Origin of the sequence: Paenibacillus sp. MMS18-CY102 (assembly GCF_009789195.1) — a bacterium.
Taxonomy (GTDB): domain Bacteria; phylum Bacillota; class Bacilli; order Paenibacillales; family Paenibacillaceae; genus Paenibacillus_T.
This window is the reverse complement of sequence record NZ_WSTC01000010.1, coordinates 112,789-130,298: the sequence shown is the minus strand read 5'-3', so window position 1 is coordinate 130,298 and position 17,510 is coordinate 112,789. Positions and strand designations below refer to the sequence as shown.

The window sequence follows — 17,510 nt, the reverse complement described above, 5'->3', positions numbered from 1 at the left end:
ATTAACGCGGCTTGCGCGTCTATTCGTAAGCCGCCGATACCATAACATACACAACTAATAAATTTATTTATTTAAGGAGGCAGAAGTTCAATGGCTAAGGCTAAATTTGAACGTAATAAACCGCACGTTAATATCGGTACGATTGGTCACGTTGACCACGGTAAAACAACGCTGACGGCTGCTATCACGACTGTACTGTCCAAAAAATACGGCGGTGCTGCAGTAGCATTCGACCAAATCGACAAAGCTCCAGAAGAGCGCGAGCGCGGTATCACGATCTCGACAGCTCACGTTGAGTACGAGACGCCTAACCGTCACTACGCTCACGTTGACTGCCCAGGTCATGCCGACTACGTTAAAAACATGATCACGGGTGCAGCACAAATGGACGGCGCTATCCTCGTCGTATCCGCATCCGACGGTCCAATGCCACAAACGCGTGAGCACATCATCCTCTCCAACCAAGTAGGCGTTCCTTACATCGTCGTATTCCTGAACAAATGCGACATGGTTGAAGACGAAGAGCTCATCGAACTCGTTGAAATGGAAGTTCGCGACCTTCTGAGCGAGTATGACTTCCCAGGCGACGACACGCCAATCATCCGTGGTTCGGCTCGTGAAGCTCTCCAAAACCCAGACGGCGACTGGGCTGAAAAAATCGTTGAAATGTTCAACACGATCGACGAGTACATCCCTACTCCAGAGCGCGATGTTGACAAACCATTCTTGATGCCAGTCGAGGACGTGTTCACGATCACTGGTCGTGGTACGGTTGCTACTGGTCGCGTTGAGCGTGGCGTTATCAAAGTTGGCGACGAGATCGAAATCATCGGTCTGCAAGAAGAAACGCGTAAGAGCGTTGTTACGGGCGTAGAAATGTTCCGTAAACTTCTTGACTCCGCTCAAGCGGGCGACAACGTAGGTGCACTGCTTCGTGGTGTTGACCGTAAAGACATCGAGCGTGGACAAGTACTGGCTAAGCCAGGTTCCGTTAAACCACACACGAACTTCACGGCTCAAATCTACGTTCTGACTAAAGAAGAGGGTGGCCGTCACAAGCCTTTCTTCACTGGCTACCGTCCACAGTTCTACTTCCGTACAACTGACGTTACGGGCATCATCAACCTGCCAGAAGGCACAGAGATGGTAATGCCAGGCGATAACATCACGGTTACGGTTGAGCTGATCGCTCCAATCGCTATCGAGCAAGGTACGAAGTTCGCTATCCGCGAAGGCGGCCGCACAGTAGGTGCAGGTTCCGTAGCTTCGATCTTGAAATAGTATGACAAGCAAGGCACAAACTCCCCCGTTGGAGTTTGTGTCTTTTTTGTTTTCATCTCTGTGTTTTGTTCAACAAAAAAAAGACAGCCAGTACGCCCTGAAATAGGGGATCATGGCCGTCTTTTTATTTTGGAAAGATAATCGTGGGTTCATATTCTAAGTGCTCTCACGGCCAATGACTTCGATGCCGAGATCGACGATTTTCTCTCCTCCGAGAAAAGGAAGGCTCACCTTTGCACGGTTTTTACGAAAATCGATTTTTTTGATGATTTCCTCTTGGCCGATTAGTGGACCGGATTGGACATGTACTTTAGAATTTTTTATAAATACTTGAGAGTAATCGATAACATGTTGTTGGTTTAGAAGTTTTAATACAGTAGACATTTCTTCGGGCGGTATTGATTTGAAATAATCACTCTCTTGCGCCGCACTAATTTCATCGAAACAAGTATTGAGCGGGCAGTACGATTTTTTGTCCTTGTTGCTTGTGTAGTTCAATAGCTTATATATAAATGGGTTTTCTTTAATTTGATAATAGAGTGAAAAGTTCATATTCGCTCGAATAAATACATAGCCAGGATATAGGTTTCTTATAACGTCTGTAACAATTCCTCCATTTCGCTCGGGCACTTTCCTCTTAGGAATCAAACATTCAATTTGATTGGTCTGAAACATGCGACTGAAAAACTCCTTAATGCTTATCTCTTCGCCTGTTTTGACAAATAGTGCATACCAGTACATGATTACCTCCTCTGCTGCAATTGTATAAACACTCTAGCACAGCCAATTTGTAAAATGTTGTCGAATCGTCTGGGTAATTTGTTAACTTTTCTTGACATTTGGATGCAGTTCCAACTTTAGGGAGCTGTTTGCGATGTTCACTTGTCATCTTGTGGTTGATTATCTAATATTATAGTCCCTTGACAGGTAGAGGCATTGAGAGCATAATAAGTTGTGAGTTTGGGAAAATGCCTATGCACGGAAGTTGATTTATTTAAATAGAGGTTCGAATACTAATCGTTGTTACGGCACGTTAGCATTGCGCAACTTTGACATGATATGAAAATGTAGTGTGCGTATGCAGATGAAAGGGAGAGAGTGTGCCCACAATACATTTCTAGCAATCGGTTTGGAGCTTAGCTCCAAGCCGATTGCTTTTTTTATTCCATCTATAGTCGGGATGTAATGGAGGCGTTCTTGGAGATGAGGAGCAAGATTGTTTTTATGTTTGCGGGGCAGGGCTCTCAATATTACGGTATGGGGCGAAGCTTATTCGACAACGAAACCGTATATCGAGAAATCATGCTGTCTCTTGATAAGATCGTACAATCGAACTGCAATTTTTCGGTTATTGATGTGCTAGGGAACAAGGGCCCTTCGAAGCCCGCATCGTTTGGCCGAACGTTACATACGCACCCAGCAATATTCATGACGGAATATGCTTTAGCCCAGACCTTGATTCGTAGAGGCATACAGCCTGATTACGTGCTAGGCACGAGTTTAGGAGAGTTCGCTGCGGCTGCAATTGCAGGCATTATGGAGCCGGAGATGGCGTTGGAGGCGGTCATTCGCCAGGCTCAGGCATTTGAAACACATTGTGAAGCCGGGGGGATGGCTGCAGTTCTGGATAATCCAGCCTTCTATGCGGAACTTCCGCTCCTAAATCAGAACAGTGAAATGGTGGCCGTTAATAATGATGCCCATTTCGTTATTGCTGGGACCGACGCGGATTTAGGCAAGATTCGCGACGGATTGAATAGCAAAGGAATAATCAGTCTCCAGCTCCCGGTGTCCCATGGGTTTCATTCGCGTTTGATCGATCGTGCGCGTGAGCCCTTTATGGCTTATTTGAATAGATTGGCCATTCGTAAACCTAGCATCGGCTTTATATCTGGCTTGAGCGGTGAACAGGTTACGCAATTGCAGCCAAGCTATTTTTGGGATATTGCAAGAGAACAAATGCATTTTTCGAAGTCGATTGCGACGTTACGCCATAAATATGGAGACTCGTTAATATTTGCTGACATGAGTCCTGGCGGCACATTAGGCAATTTTACAAAACGATTAATAGATGATTCATTGCATCGCAATATTGTTGCCTTCTTATCCCCCTTTGCTGATCAGAAGGGTTATTTTGAGCAAAGCGTCAATAAAATGACGGACATGATGGGGCTAAATGGAAGTGAGAGACCGCAGTTCAAATCGAAGGGAGATCGAGTGATGTTAGCATATATGTTCCCAGGCCAAGGATCGCAGGTGAAAGGAATGGGGGGACAATGGTTCGACCAATTCCCTGAGATAACAAAGATTGCTGATCGGGTGCTCGGATATTCGATCAAGGACTTGTGTTTGAATGATCCAGAGCGAAAGCTGGGGCAGACGGCTTTTACGCAGCCTGCTTTATATACGGTAAATGCGCTAGCTTATATGAGCAAATTTCAGGAGACAGGACAACAGCCGGACTATCTAATCGGCCATAGCCTTGGCGAATACAATGCGCTTCTGGCTGGCGGCGCTTTCGATTTTGAGACGGGCCTTAGGCTCGTGCAAAAACGGGGTGAGCTGATGGGGATGGCTAGAGGCGGTGGGATGGCCGCCGTGATCGGGCTTGATGAGGACCGCATCCAACAAATTATTGAAGAAAGTGGCGCCGCGTTATCGATTGCTAATCACAACTCTCCGAGCCAGATCGTTATTTCCGGCAAAGCAGATGATATTGGGCGCGTAGAGAAGCGGTTTGCCGATGCAGGGGCAGTCTATGTACCGCTCAATGTGAGTGGGGCATTCCACTCTACATTTATGAATGAAGCGTACGAACAGTTTAAACGATTCGTGCAATCGTTCAAATTTGGCAAGCTTGCCATACCGGTCATCTCGAATGTATATGCCCGTCCTTACCGCTCGGCAGTGATGGACGATACATTAAGCAAACAAATGGTTAGCGCCGTGAAATGGACGGAATCGATTCGGTATGTGATGGGCAAAGGCGAGGTTGACTTTGTAGAAATCGGCCCGGGTGATGTGTTGAAAAAGCTCGTAACAAAAATTAAGCTGCAAGCTGAACCGTTAATTGTTGAAGATGAAGAGCTTGAAGATGAAACGGAAGCTGAAGTTCGGGTTGAAGTTGAAGCATTACAGCAGCAAGCAGAAGTACAGGCAAACGAAAGGTTAGATGGGAATACAGATGTGCCTGCTTCCGTAAAATCGGAACAAGTAACAGTGGAGCATGCACAGATTATTGAAAGCTATCATGCAGCTGTTGGAGCGCAAACTGAGGCGGCAGCTGCCCATGCGGTTACGGGGCATGCGGCCATTTCGCCGGCTACCCTCGGCAATGAAGCATTCCGGAAGGAATACCGATTAAAGTATGCTTATTTAGTTGGACCAATGCATCGCGGAATCTCTTCATCAGAGATGGTGGTGAAAGCAGCCAAAGCGGGCATGCTAGGCTTCCTTGGGGCGGATGGTTTGGAAACGAATGCGGTCGAAAGAGAACTGGCAGCCATCAAGAATGCGCTCACGCTGGAACAGCCGTACGGCGCAAACATTGTCTATAACCCGCATCTTCCGGAAGCGGAGGAGAAATTCATCCAAATGTACCTCAAGCATGGCGTTAGCGTATTAATGGCTTCGGAATATTTGAGCATTACGCCAGCTCTTGTTATGTTTAGGGCGAATGGGATTCGCCGGCAAGCCGACGGAAGCGTGGCAAGCAATGGGCGGATTATCGGGAAAGTGTCTAGGCCCGAGGTCGCCGAAGCTTTTCTAAAGCCTGCGCCGGCGCGCATCGTCGAGAAGCTGTTAATAACGAACGTTATTTCCGCGGAGCAAGCCGAACTGCTGAAGGAGCTGCCAATGGCGGACGAGCTATGTGTGGAAGGCGACTCCGGCGGTTACACAGAGGGCGCTTCGTTAACTTCGCTGCTCCCTACGATCATAAGGCTGCGGAATGAGATGCTTGGAAGCAAGGGCGGTCACATTCGTATAGGCGCAGCAGGTGGAATCGGCACGCCGGAGTCTGCTGCTGCGGCATTTTTGATGGGAGCGGATTTCATCGTTACAGGCTCGATTAATCAGTGTACGGTTGAGGCGCGCACGAGTGATTCAGCGAAAGATTTGTTGCAGCAGATGAACATTCAAGATACGGAGTATGTGCCTTCTTCCGCTATGTTTGAGATGGGCGCTAAGGTGCAAGTGCTTAAGCGTGGCGTGTTTTTCCCGGCAAGGGCGAATAAATTGTACGACTTTTACCGTGTGTTCCAATCCCTTGATGAGATTGGGGAGAAGAATAGCGTACTCATTCAGGAGAAATATTTCAAACGCAGCTTTACTCGCATACTAGAGGATATTCGATTAAACGGCAGCGCGGACGAGATCGCCAAAGCCAGTGGCAATGGGAAGCAGCAAATGGCGCTTGTTTTCAAATGGTATTTGGAGCAGGCTTTAAGCTTTGCAGTAAGAGGCGAGAAAGAGCATCAGATCGATTACCAAATCTTTTGCGGACCGGCATTAGGGGCGTTCAATCAATGGGTGAAAGGAACTGAGCTAGAGCATTGGCGCAATCGCAACGTCGACGTTATCGGCCTGAAGCTGCTGGAAGAGACCGCGGCTTTATTGCTGGAACGGCTGCAGTCGTTATGCGAGCCAGCGTTAGCAGTACGGGCATAGTGGAGTCAAGCGATATAGATTTAGAAAGGAGTGCAGTATTTTGGCAGCGGAAAATAGAGAGGCAAAGGGTAGTAAAGCGTCTTTTAGTAGAGAGGATTTCGAGCGGTTCGCGGCTGCAAGCCATGACAGAAACCCACTCCATATCGATGAGACTTATGCAAGGAGCACGCCATACGGCAAAAATGTCCTATACGGCATTATGGGCCTGCTTGCTATGCTGGGGAACGTTCGCGGAAGCCGCAATCGCGTACTGCGGCAGCTGGATGCGGAGTTTCTTGGCCCTATGTTCGCTGATATTGAATATGAAATTCGCACGAATGACGGGCAAGAGGACAGTGCGCGCTTCGAGCTGTTGGATGGGGCACGCGTAATTAGCAGATGCGTACTGTCCTCAATAGCTGTTATTAAAGGTGCCGACGGAGATATGGCAGCAAACCCAGATGTACCTGAAGCAGGCAAGCAAGAGCTGTTCGAACCGGAAGAGACAGTCAGTACGGAACAACCCCGAATGGACGCCCTAATTTATGAAGAATCGGACTTTATAAAGCCAATTACGCGCACGGGCACGTATGTGGTGAATAAAGAAGCGGCTGGCCGGCTGCGGCGCAAAGTGTCGCTTTCCCAATATGCAATGACGGCTACGCAGTTGAACACGCTGCTGCTATGCAGCTATTTGGTCGGCATGATTATGCCTGGCCGCCAGGCGCTGTTTAAGAAATTAAGCCTAACGTTCGAGGCTTCTGCCAAGAAGCAATGCGACAGCCTCGACTATCAGCTTACTGCTGTCCATTACGATAATAGCTTTGGCTTGCTGCAGATGGGGCTTAACGTTTATAGCGAAGGGCGGCTAGTGGCAAGCGGCGAGCTTGATGCATATGTACGAAAGGAACTGAAGGCGATGCCTTCTGCTGAGCTGCGTGCATTGCTGGGGAGTCGGTCCCTGGCAGAGATGAAGGGAAAAACGGCGGTCGTCATTGGCGGCAGCAGAGGGCTCGGCGCAGCGATTGTAAAGTCGCTTGCCCTGCAAGGCTGTGATGTGATCGTAAACTTCAACCGGAGCTTATCTGCAGCTGAGCAACTGGTGGAAGGCTTGTCGGATGCCCCAGGCAGCGTCACGCTGTTGCAGGGGGACGCGGGCAGCATGGCATGGTGCAAGGAAGCGAAGGATACAATCACCGAGCAATTCGGCAAGCTCGATATTCTAGTTTGTTGTGCTTGTGCCCCGCCGGTTCCGCTTGAGCTATCGGAACAAGCTTTTGAAAGAATTCATTCGTACATCGATCAAAATATGGTGCTTACAGCAGCTCCGATGACGGTGTTTATGGATATGCTGGCCCAATCGCGAGGAAATGTGGTAGCGGTTTCATCTGAGTTTGTCGAAGAGCAGCCAAAAGAGTTTCCGCACTATGTGAGTGTGAAGCTGGCGATTGAAGGGCTTGTACAGACGGCGGCAAAAAGCCAAAAAAATATTTCGTTTACAATCGCAAGGCCCCCGCGCCTTCTGACGGATATGAACAATACGCCGACTGCGGGTTTCAAGGCGATCCCGCCTGAGTTGGCTGCTGTGCGTATCATTGAGGCACTATCTGCAGCGGCTCCCGGCGACGTGGACATTGTCAGCGATTTTGATGGGACGGGCGTAAAGCCGCTGGCGGATGCTTCAGTGGCAAGCCCGCATAAGCTGCATGTTCCGGTACGCATTGCGGCATCGTTTACGGCTGAGCCTTTGACGCCGGGGCTGCTGTTTTGGGCGAATACGTTGGATGTGCAAATGGAAATTAGCTATACGCCTTACAACCAATTATTCCAAGCTTTGCTGGACCCGGGCAGCTTGCTCGGGATGGGCGTAGACGGGTTGAATGTTGTATTAATCCGCTTTGAGGATTGGATGCGTTACCGGGACGATGCGGCTGATAGCCACGCACAATTGCGGGAACTGGATGAGCCGTTTATGCTGGACACGTTTGAACGGTTTGTTGCGGCTTTTCAAACGTACGCACAGCGAGCGCATCCGGTTACCCAAGTTATCGTATGCCCGCCTTCTTCCCTATACCGGCAGCACCCGCAGTGGTCGAAGCTGCTGGAGCGATTGGAAGGGCAACTGCTGAAGCAACTTCAAACGCTAGAGGGCATTACGGCTGTCTCCAGCCAGCAACAGCATGAAAACTATAGCGTTCATGACTTTGAAGATTCGCTCCGCGATGAGCTGGGGCATATTCCATATACCGATTCCTATTATCATTTGTTGGCTACGTCCATATCGAGGCGTATATTCGAGCTTCGAAGCAATCCCTATAAGGTGCTGGTTGTAGATTGTGACCATACGTTATGGCACGGGGTATGCGGGGAGGATGGGGCAGACGGTATCCAAATTAACGAAGGGTACCGTGAATTCCAGAAGTTTCTCGTGAAGCAGTCAGAGTCCGGCATGCTCGTCTGTTTGTGCAGCAAAAACGCCGAGCATGATGTTTGGCAAGTATTCGAAACGAATCCCGATATGATTCTGAAGAAAGACCATATCGTTGCCGACATGATTAACTGGCAATCCAAATCGTCTAATCTCATCCAGCTTGCAGAGCGGCTTCGCCTCGGGCTGGATAGCTTTATTTTCATCGATGACAACCCATTGGAATGCGCGGAGGTTCGGGCGGAAGCGCCGAATGTGCTCACCTTGCAATGGCCGACCGATCCGGAGATGATGCATCGCTTTATGAGCCATCTTTGGATTTTTGACCGCTCGTTCATTACGAAGGAGGATCGGCAGCGGTCAGGGCTGTACCAAGCTGACGCCATGCGGGAGCAATTAAGGGAACAAAGCGGGGGCTTTGCCTCCTTTATCGAAAGCCTTGAGCTAGAGGTAAAGCTTCAGCCGTTAGACGAGGCGAATATCGCCCGAGTATCACAGTTGACAGCAAGAACGAACCAATTCAACTTCACGACGATTCGCCGCTCCTCCCCAGAGATTCGTTATTTCTTGGAGCAGCCAGGCGCGGAATGCTGGACGGTAGAAGTGAAAGACCGTTTTGGCGATTATGGCTTAGTCGGATTAATGCTAACCGTCTGCGGGGAGCAGCAGCTCGAAGTGGATACGTTCTTGTTAAGCTGCCGCGTTCTTGGCAGGGGCGTTGAGTACCGGATGTTGGCAAAGCTCGGCAAGCTGGCACGCGAACGTGGAATTCGGCAAGTTCGCGTCAATGGCAGGCAGACGGACAAGAACGAGCCTGCACTTCAATTCCTGTCGAACTTCGGCTCAGGGGAACCGTGCGGCGAAGGCCGAGTCTGGCAGTTGGAAGCGGCGAAGCTAGCTGAGCTTAGCTTCGCTTCCTTTGACGGGGGAGCCTCGGTGGGCGAAGTCCGTAAGCAAGCAGCGGTTAAGCGCAAGCCTGGGCAATCATCGGCTGCTATGATTTTTGCCAATGCAAGGGAATGCGAGGCTTTGATGGAGCGGTTAGCGGACGGGCTGCATAATATTGCTGCGATAACAGCTGAAGTTGAGGCATTCACGGCATCTTCAAGAACCGGCCACAGCGAGAAGGCGCCGCAGGCGGCGATGGCCGTTCCAGCAGCAGCAGCAGTCCCCGCGGAAGCCGTTCCAGCGGCAGCTGTGCAGAAACAGGATGCGCCTTCACGCACTGTAATGGGATACGCGTGGAAAAGCCAATTAGTAGATGAGATTAAGGGCTTGTTTGCCAAGGTGCTCGGCGTTGATGCCGGGATATTTGATGTCGATGGCGAGCTGGAACATTATAAGCTGGACTCTTTCAAAATTATCGAAACGATGGTGGAGCTAAACAAGCGCTTTGATCAGCTGCCGCCTACCTTATTGTTTGAGCATCGCACGATTCGAAGCTTAGTCGGCTACTTGGAGCAGAATCATGAAATGGAAGTGCTGAAGCAATACGGAAACCTGGCAGAGGGCGCTGCAGCATTGCCAGCACCATCGCTATCCGAGCGTGATGAGATCGTAATCGTTGGGATGCACGGCAAGTATCCAAAATCCGAGACGCTGGAGCAGTTGTGGAGCCATTTGTTGGACGGGCAGTCCTGTCTCTCCGATCTGCCGGAAGGCCGTTGGAATGATATTGGGATTTATGGCGAGGCTGGTGAGCACGGGGATGTAACCGGTGGATTTTTGCGCGGCGTCGATCGGTTTGAAGCGCCTTTCTTCCGCATAACGCCGCGTGAGGCGGAGTTTATGGACCCACAGCAAAGGTTGTTTTTGGAAACAGTATGGGGTTTGTTAGAAGATGCGGGTTACACAACAGAGACCATCGATCGCAATACGGGCGTATTTGCAGGCGTCATTGCCAGCGATTACGGAACGCTGACGGACATGGCGGCCTTACAGGGCGCGGGTTCTTACCGCAATGCGGATATGTACCAAATTCCGAACCGAATTTCGTATTACTATAACTTCCATGGCCCAAGCCTTGCAGTCGATACAGCCTGCTCTGCTTCTGGGACAGCGGTACATCTGGCATGCGAAAGCTTGAAGCGGCGAGAATGCAATACGGCCGTCGTTGGCGGGCTAAACGTGTTCCTGCACCCAAGCCGGTTTATTCAATATTCGCAAATGCAGATTATGTCCAAGGACGGCGTATGCAAGCCTTTTGGCAAAGATGCGGGCGGGACGGTTTTCGGCGAAGGCATTGGCGCACTGCTGCTTAAGCGGGCAGAGGATGCACGGCGTGACGGCGACCATATTTATGGCATTATTAAAGGCACGGCGATTAATTCGGGCGGCAAGACGAACGGGTTTACTGTACCGAGCCCGAATGCCCAAGCGGAATTAGTGGCGGAAGCGATCGATCGGGCTGGCATTGAAGCGGAAACTATCGGTTACGTGGAAGCCCATGGGACAGGCACATCGCTTGGCGATCCGATTGAGATTCGCGGCTTGCAGATGGCATTTGAGAAGCAGCCCGAATCGGGCCGGCCAATCGCCGAACGGAAGAAACAGTATTGTGCAATAGGCTCCATCAAAGCAAATATTGGACATTTGGAATCGGGGGCGGCTGTCGCTGGCATCATTAAGGTGCTGCTGCAAATGAAGCACGAGACGCTCGTCCCATCCTTGAATGCTGAGGAGCCGAACCCGTTAATTGCGTTCGGGCAATCGCCTTTTTATGTCCAGCAGAAGGTTAGCAAATGGGAGAAAACGTACAACCAAGCAGGGCATAGCGTGCCTAGGCGCGCAGGTATAAGCAGCTTTGGAGCTGGCGGCTCGAACGCTCATATCATTATTGAGCAAAATGAGCTGGAGTTGCCTGTTCTGCAACCGAAGGCTTCCCAAGCAGGGGAGGCTGTGCTCATCGTGTTGTCTGCTGGCGACGAGCTAAGGCTGCGCCACATGGCAAGGCGGTTAGCTGCGTTTATCGGGACGAGGGTTGAGACGAGCGATACGATTCGTGATGGCTCCATCTGCATGTCTTTGAAACAGATTGCATACACCTTGCAGGTCGGGCGTACAGCAATGGCTGCGCGAATCGCCATAACGGCATCAACTGTTGAAGAACTGGCTGGGAAGCTGCATCGTTATGCCGATTCGGAGCAGGGCGCATTCGCAGAAGGCGTGTTCATGTCAGCGCAAGGCGAAGAACCTAATGCGGCGGGGCAGCAAGGGAATGTGAAGGGCAATGAGTTTGTAGCAAAAGCATTGCAGGGCCGCAACTGGGATGAAATCGCCCGTATATGGACGATGGGAATGCCAATAGATTGGAATGTGTTGTACGAAGAAGGGACGCCTGGGCGCGTCCCGTTGCCGACTTACCAATTCGAAGGCGAGCGGTACTGGATTCCGGCTGTTAAGGTCGCAGCGCCTATGCTTGCTGAATCGGCAGGCTCGAACGTACTGCACCCTTTGATCGGAAGCAATACGTCCAATTTAAAGGAACAGAAGTTTACTACGCGGCTAAGTGGCGAGGAATCTTTGCTGCAGAACCATCAGCTATTCGACGAGCCGCTGTTGCCGGGAACGGCTTATCTGGAAGCGATTAGGGCGGCTGCTGTATTGTCATCGGATACGCAGGTGCATGCACTACGGAACATGATCTGGATGCGGCCAATCGGCTTCGCGGAAGGCTCGCGAGCATTCGAATTGGTGCTGGCTCCGGCGGATGAAGAAGGCGTGCTCGTTTGTGAAGTGGTAACGCGAGAAGCGGATGGCGCACCGATTGTGCATGCATGCGGAGAAGTGGTGCTTGCTGATGCGTTGAGTGATGGCAGCCGTGAAGCGGGACATATCGAGTTGGCGCAAATTCGTCAACGGATGGAGCGGCGTACGGCGGGTCCGGATTTGTACCAGGCATACGGTGAGCTTGGCTTGCGGCTGGGCCCTGCATTTCAAGTCGTTAAGGAAATTCATGCAGGCGACGGAGAAGCGCTCGCATGGATTGAGAAGCCTAGCGGGCTGGGCGAGGGCCAGGAGGCGTTTGAATATGATCCGGCATTGCTGGATGGCGCTTTCCAATCGGTGCTTGCATTCTGTGGTGAGGATGCGAATGAGTTGTTAGTGCCGTTTATGTTAAACGAGATTGCATTATTCAGGCCGTTAACGAACTCATATTTTGCCCATCTCACTTGCGTTAGCGAAGAACGCGGGGACGGCTCGCTTAGCCGAACCTTCCATATTACGTTCGCAGATGAGCAGGGGGCTGTACTAGCTGTAGCACGCGATTTTACAGCTCGTGCGTATAAGAAGTCCAGCAGCGCATCGATCGGTGCATTGAGCGATAGCGATAGGAACGAAGCCTCCATGTTCCGGTACGAGTGGCGCCCTTCGGCAATAGATGCAAGTATCGCAGAGCCGTTGAATAGGTCTGGCTACCTGCTCTTATTTGATGGGGAAGACGGGCAATTGAGGGGGCTTCTACAACAGTCGTTCTCGATGAGCGGCGGCCAAGGGACGATTGTCGTGAAGCCGGGCAGTGAATATTGCGAGCTTGAGGATTCTGCCTATACGATACGGCCGGGCTCGCGGGAAGATTATACGCGGTTGATCGAATCGCTGCTGCAAGCGGGCAGGATGCCTAAGCATGTTGTGCACGGATGGTCAACTGAACGGTTCAGCCCTGATCGAGCGGGGATGGAAGCGCAACTGGAGCAAGGGTTTTATTCCATGCTGTTCCTTACTCAGGCGCTAATGGAAGCGAAGCCGAGCAAGCGCATAACGATGCTGTATGTGTACGGGTATGAAAGCAGCGAGAATCAGCCTGCTTATGCGTCCGTTAGCGGCTTGGCCAAGACGGTCACCCAAGAGAATCCGCTTTTTGCGTGCAAAACGGTGCACTGGCAGCAGGGGCATACGGCTGAGCAACTTGGTGAAGGGCTGTTAAAGGAATTGGCTGCATCGATGGAAGAGGTTGAAGTGAGCTTCCGAGCGGACGGGCGTTACGTCCGGCAAGCGGTGCCTTGTACGCAAGAGCAAGATGTTTCCCGAAGCTGGGATGAGCAGCTGGAAATCGGGGCTGTCCCGTTCAGGCAGAAGGGCAGTTACATCCTTACAGGCGGAGCGGGCGGTGTAGGAAGCTTGGTTGCGCTGCATTTGGCAGAGCGAGTGAAAGCGAACATCGTAATTGCTGGGAGATCAGTGATAGATGGCCGTATCGAAGCGCTGATGAACCAGATTGTACTGCTGGGCGGGGAAGCCGAGTATGTGCAGGCGGATATTGCAGATTTCGAGCAGGCATGCGGCCTCGTAGGCAAAGCCAAGTCGCGTTTTGGCGCGATACATGGCATTTTGCATGGGGCGGGCGTACTGCGTGATGGTTATATTTTAAATAAAACGGTTGCGGATGCATCGGTTGTGTTGTCTTCCAAGACAGTTGGGCTAGCTAATCTGGATGAAGCGTCGAAGGGCGAGCAATTGGACTTGTTCGTCATGTTCTCTTCGATAGCTGGGGCATTCGGAAATGTGGGCCAATGCGATTATGCAACGGCTAACCGCTTTATGGATGAATATGCGTTGTGGCGTGATGCGCAGCGCATGTTGGGCTTGCGGCACGGCAAGTCGTTGTCCATTAATTGGCCCTTATGGGCGGATGGCGGCATGACGGTTAACGAATGGTCGCTGGAACGGCTGAACGGCAAGCTGGGCATCGTGCCGTTGGATAAGAAAATCGGGCTGAATCTGCTGGAGCAGATTTGCGCGATGGGCGAGCCTAGCGTATTGCTGTTGTATGGCGATCCGGACAAGGCTGAATGGGCTGCACGGGCTGGCATCCTAGATGCGAAGAAAGAAGTGCCAAGCGCGGCGGCGCAGGCAAGCGCCCTTATAAATGGCCAATCGCCTGAAACGCCAGCAGGGACGGCGGACATCGTTCAAGCTAGTCTCGCGCGGCTGCAAGCGATGGCGGAAAATTATTTGAAACAATTGCTCACCGAGGAGACGAAAATTCCTTCCGCCCAGTTGCGGTCCCGGGATGCGCTCGATCAATATGGCATTGATTCGGTCATGATTATGCGATTGACCAATCAGATGGAGGCATCGTTCGGGAAGCTGTCGAGAACGTTGTTCTTCGAGTACAAAACGATTGAGAAATTGGCTGAGTATTTGTGTGCCCATCATCAGCCGGCACTTGCTGAGCTGCTGGGGTGGAAAGCGGAACGCAACAGCTCTAGCACTTTGGCTGCTGCGGAGCAGGAGCCGCCGAAGCGGGCTGCGGCAGCTAACCGGCTGCAACGCAAAAGCATCGCGGGCTCGGTTACGCCTATCGCCGCCATGCCAGACGGACAGGGCGAGCTGGACATTGCCATTATCGGCATAAACGGAAAATATCCAGGCGCTCCCGATCTGGAAGCCTACTGGAAGATGCTCCAAGCGGGTGAGGACCAGGTGAAGGAAATTCCTGCGGAACGTTGGGATTATCGCAAGCTGTTCCATCCGGAGAAAGGAAAAGAAGGAAAAGTGTACAGCAAGTGGGGGTCATTCCTCGACAATGTCGATAAGTTCGACCCGCTCTTCTTTAACATTTCGCCGCGTGAGGCAGAGCTTATCGATCCGCAGGAGAGGCTGTTCTTGCAGTGTGCATGGCATACGTTTGAAGATGCAGGCTATACACGTGCGAGCTTGGAGGGAACGGAAGTAGGCGTATTCGCAGGTGTCATGTGGGGCGAATACCAGATGCTCGGCGTGGAAGAGATGATGAAAGGGAACGTAACTGCGTCTAGCTCTTTATTTGCTTCTATTGCAAACCGGGTATCGTATTTCTTTGATTTCCAGGGCCCTAGCCTTGCGGTCGATACGATGTGTTCCGCTTCGCTGACTGCGATTCATCTGGCTAGCGAGAGCATCCGCCGTGGCGAATGCGGCATGGCGCTTGCGGGCGGCGTAAACCTGTCCCTGCATCCGAATAAATATGTTCATATTTGCCAGGGGCGCTTTGCTTCAAGCGACGGCCGTTGCAAGAGCTTCGGCGTTGGCGGAGACGGCTACGTCCCAGGTGAAGGAGTTGGGGCCGTCCTGCTTAAGCCGCTCCATCAAGCCGTTGCCGACGGTGACCGCATCTATGCCGTTATAAAAGGAAGCTCAATCAATCATGGCGGCCGCACGAATGGATATACCGTGCCTAATCCGCAAGCGCAAGCAGATTTGATCGAAAAGGCGATTAAGCGGGCGCGAATCTCGCCTCGTACAATTAGTTACGTAGAAGCGCACGGAACGGGCACGTCGCTTGGCGACCCAATCGAAATGGCTGGGCTGGGCAAAGCGTTTGGCGCCCACACGCAAGACCGCGGGTTCTGCCCGATCGGTTCGGCTAAATCGAATATTGGGCATCTGGAGTCGGCTGCCGGCATTGCCGGGTTGACGAAAGTATTGCTGCAAATGCAAAACAAGCAGCTCGTTCCTTCTATTCACTCGGAGACGCTGAATCCTGGCATCGACTTCGATTCGACGCCATTCTATGTGCAACGGAAGCTAGAGGAGTGGAAGCGGCCGATTATTGCAGGCAAAGAAATGCCTCGGCGCGCCGCGATTAGCTCGTTCGGGGCAGGCGGTTCGAATGCACATTTAATTGTTGAGGAATATGAGAGTACCTCCACAGCAAGGGGAGCAGCGGTGCAGGGCTTAGGCAGCACAGGTGGGCAATTGTTCGTCTTGTCAGCCAAAACAGAAGAAAGGCTTGTGGATTATGCAGCGAAGTGGCTCGCTTTCCTTGACGCTGATTCGCAAACCCTCCCTTCATTAGATGAAATCGCCTATACGCTCCAGAATGGAAGGGAGGCGATGGAGGAAAGGCTGGCCATCGCTTGCTCAACCTTGCAGGAGCTGCGGGAGTCCCTAGCCTCGGTAGTCACTGGAGATGGCGAGGCACTCGCGCCAAACGTATATCGAGGCAACAGCAGAAGAAACGGAGGGACGATTAGCCTGTTAGTTGAGGGCGAGGCGGGCCGTTTGTTTATTCGCACGCTGATTGGCCAAGGCGAGTGGGCGAAGCTGGCCCAGCTGTGGGTGACAGGCGCCGAGATCGAATGGAACATGCTTAACGGCGGATTAGAACGGGAGAAAGTACGGTTGCCGCTGTATCCGTTCGCAGAGGAACGCTGCTGGCTTCCTACAGTTGGAGCAGCTTACCGCATGGCCGGAGCCGCTGAAGCTGAACATGCCTTGCATCCGCTGGTAGGGCGCAATATTTCAAATTTCTATGAGCAAAAGTATGCGGCGGCGCTGCCAGGCGGTGCCTTTTATTTCACAGATCACGTCGTTAATGGGGTGAACATGCTTCCGGGCGTTGCTTATTTGGAAATGGCGCGGGCTGCAGGCGAGCTTTCGGCAGAACGGCCAGTCGAGGCAATCAAAGATTTGGCATGGCTGAGCCCGGTTGTATCGACCGATTCGGAAGCTAGCGTTGGCCTGGAAATCCAACTGCTTCCTGATGGCGATAACGCAGCATTCGAAATTGGCAGCAGCACCGGAAATATAGCCGTCCATGCCCAAGGCACGCTTGTGTTTGGGGGAGATGGAGAAATCGCGTTAAACGGAGAGAGGCCGCAGGCCGATTTGGAAGCATTGCGGGCAAGATGTACGTCAGGGGTATCTGGCTCCGCCTATTATGGCATGCTGGCCGGATTAGGTTTTGCATATGGGCCTAGGTTCCGTACGATACAGAGCTGGATGTCGAGCGGCACAGAAGCGGTCGCTGAGCTGGAATTGCCTGAATCGCTAACCACAGAATGGGGCCAATATAGGCTTCATCCGGCGATGCTGGATGGTGCGCTTCAAGCTGTCGTCGGCTTGCATGCCGGCAGCAGCCTTCCGGGCGAAGGGCCTTTAGTTCCGTTTTTCCTTGAGGAAATGAAGATCTATGCTCCGCTAACCGAGCGTTGTATTGCATATGTCACCTATGAAGGCGATGTTATGCGAATGTATAATGTACGCCTTGTGGATGAGCGGGGCAATGTGCTGGTTGATCTAAGAGGGCTTATGCTTAAAAGAGCAACGAAAGCGGAGCGGCTAGATGAGCTGGAGGAAGCCGACCGGGAGCTGCTGGAGTCATTCCAACAATTGGCGACAGGAGAGCTGAATGCCGAAGAAGTCGCGCGAATGATGAGGTGAGGGAGTT

Annotated in this window: 4 protein-coding genes and 2 pseudogenes; 5 read left to right on the top strand and 1 reads right to left on the bottom strand. The window is 51.8% G+C overall.

Annotated features, from left to right (window positions below; translation table 11 throughout):
* Nucleotides 1–90: 90 nt before the first annotated feature.
* Nucleotides 91–1,281 (top strand): elongation factor Tu, encoded by a 1,191-nt coding sequence (gene tuf, locus GON22_RS09380; protein WP_160395844.1) that lies wholly within the window; start codon nt 91–93, stop codon nt 1,279–1,281.
* Between the two features lie 156 nt (nt 1,282–1,437).
* On the opposite strand, the gene loaP is transcribed toward tuf, so the two are convergent.
* The gene (gene loaP / locus GON22_RS09375; RefSeq protein ID WP_160395843.1) at nt 1,438–2,022 is read right to left on the bottom strand and encodes an antiterminator LoaP; all 585 of its coding nucleotides are present in this window, start codon (nt 2,020–2,022) and stop codon (nt 1,438–1,440) included.
* Between the two features lie 462 nt (nt 2,023–2,484).
* Between loaP and fabD the strand changes: the two genes are divergently transcribed.
* The 4 genes and pseudogenes from fabD (at nt 2,485) to GON22_RS26730 (ending at nt 17,503) form a co-directional block, all read left to right on the top strand.
* Nucleotides 2,485–5,949 (top strand): ACP S-malonyltransferase, encoded by a 3,465-nt coding sequence (fabD, locus tag GON22_RS09370; protein WP_160395842.1) that lies wholly within the window; start codon nt 2,485–2,487, stop codon nt 5,947–5,949.
* Nucleotides 5,950–5,989: 40 nt separating this feature from the next.
* A pseudogene (locus GON22_RS09365) lies at nt 5,990–14,491 on the top strand (SDR family NAD(P)-dependent oxidoreductase); the annotation flags it as partial.
* A gap of 201 nt (nt 14,492–14,692) precedes the next feature.
* A pseudogene (locus tag GON22_RS26735) lies at nt 14,693–16,237 on the top strand (type I polyketide synthase); the annotation flags it as partial.
* A gap of 189 nt (nt 16,238–16,426) precedes the next feature.
* Nucleotides 16,427–17,503: a polyketide synthase dehydratase domain-containing protein gene (locus GON22_RS26730; RefSeq protein ID WP_442954369.1), complete on the top strand. Its 1,077-nt coding sequence runs from the start codon at nt 16,427–16,429 to the stop codon at nt 17,501–17,503.
* Nucleotides 17,504–17,510: the final 7 nt, after the last annotated feature.

Coding starts and splice junctions, on each gene's coding strand:
- tuf (WP_160395844.1), top strand. CDS start 91: ATGGCTAAGGCTAAATTTGAACGTAATAAACCGCACGTTAATATCGGT.
- loaP (WP_160395843.1), bottom strand. CDS start 2,022: ATGTACTGGTATGCACTATTTGTCAAAACAGGCGAAGAGATAAGCATT.
- fabD (WP_160395842.1), top strand. CDS start 2,485: ATGAGGAGCAAGATTGTTTTTATGTTTGCGGGGCAGGGCTCTCAATAT.
- GON22_RS26730 (WP_442954369.1), top strand. CDS start 16,427: ATGCTTAACGGCGGATTAGAACGGGAGAAAGTACGGTTGCCGCTGTAT.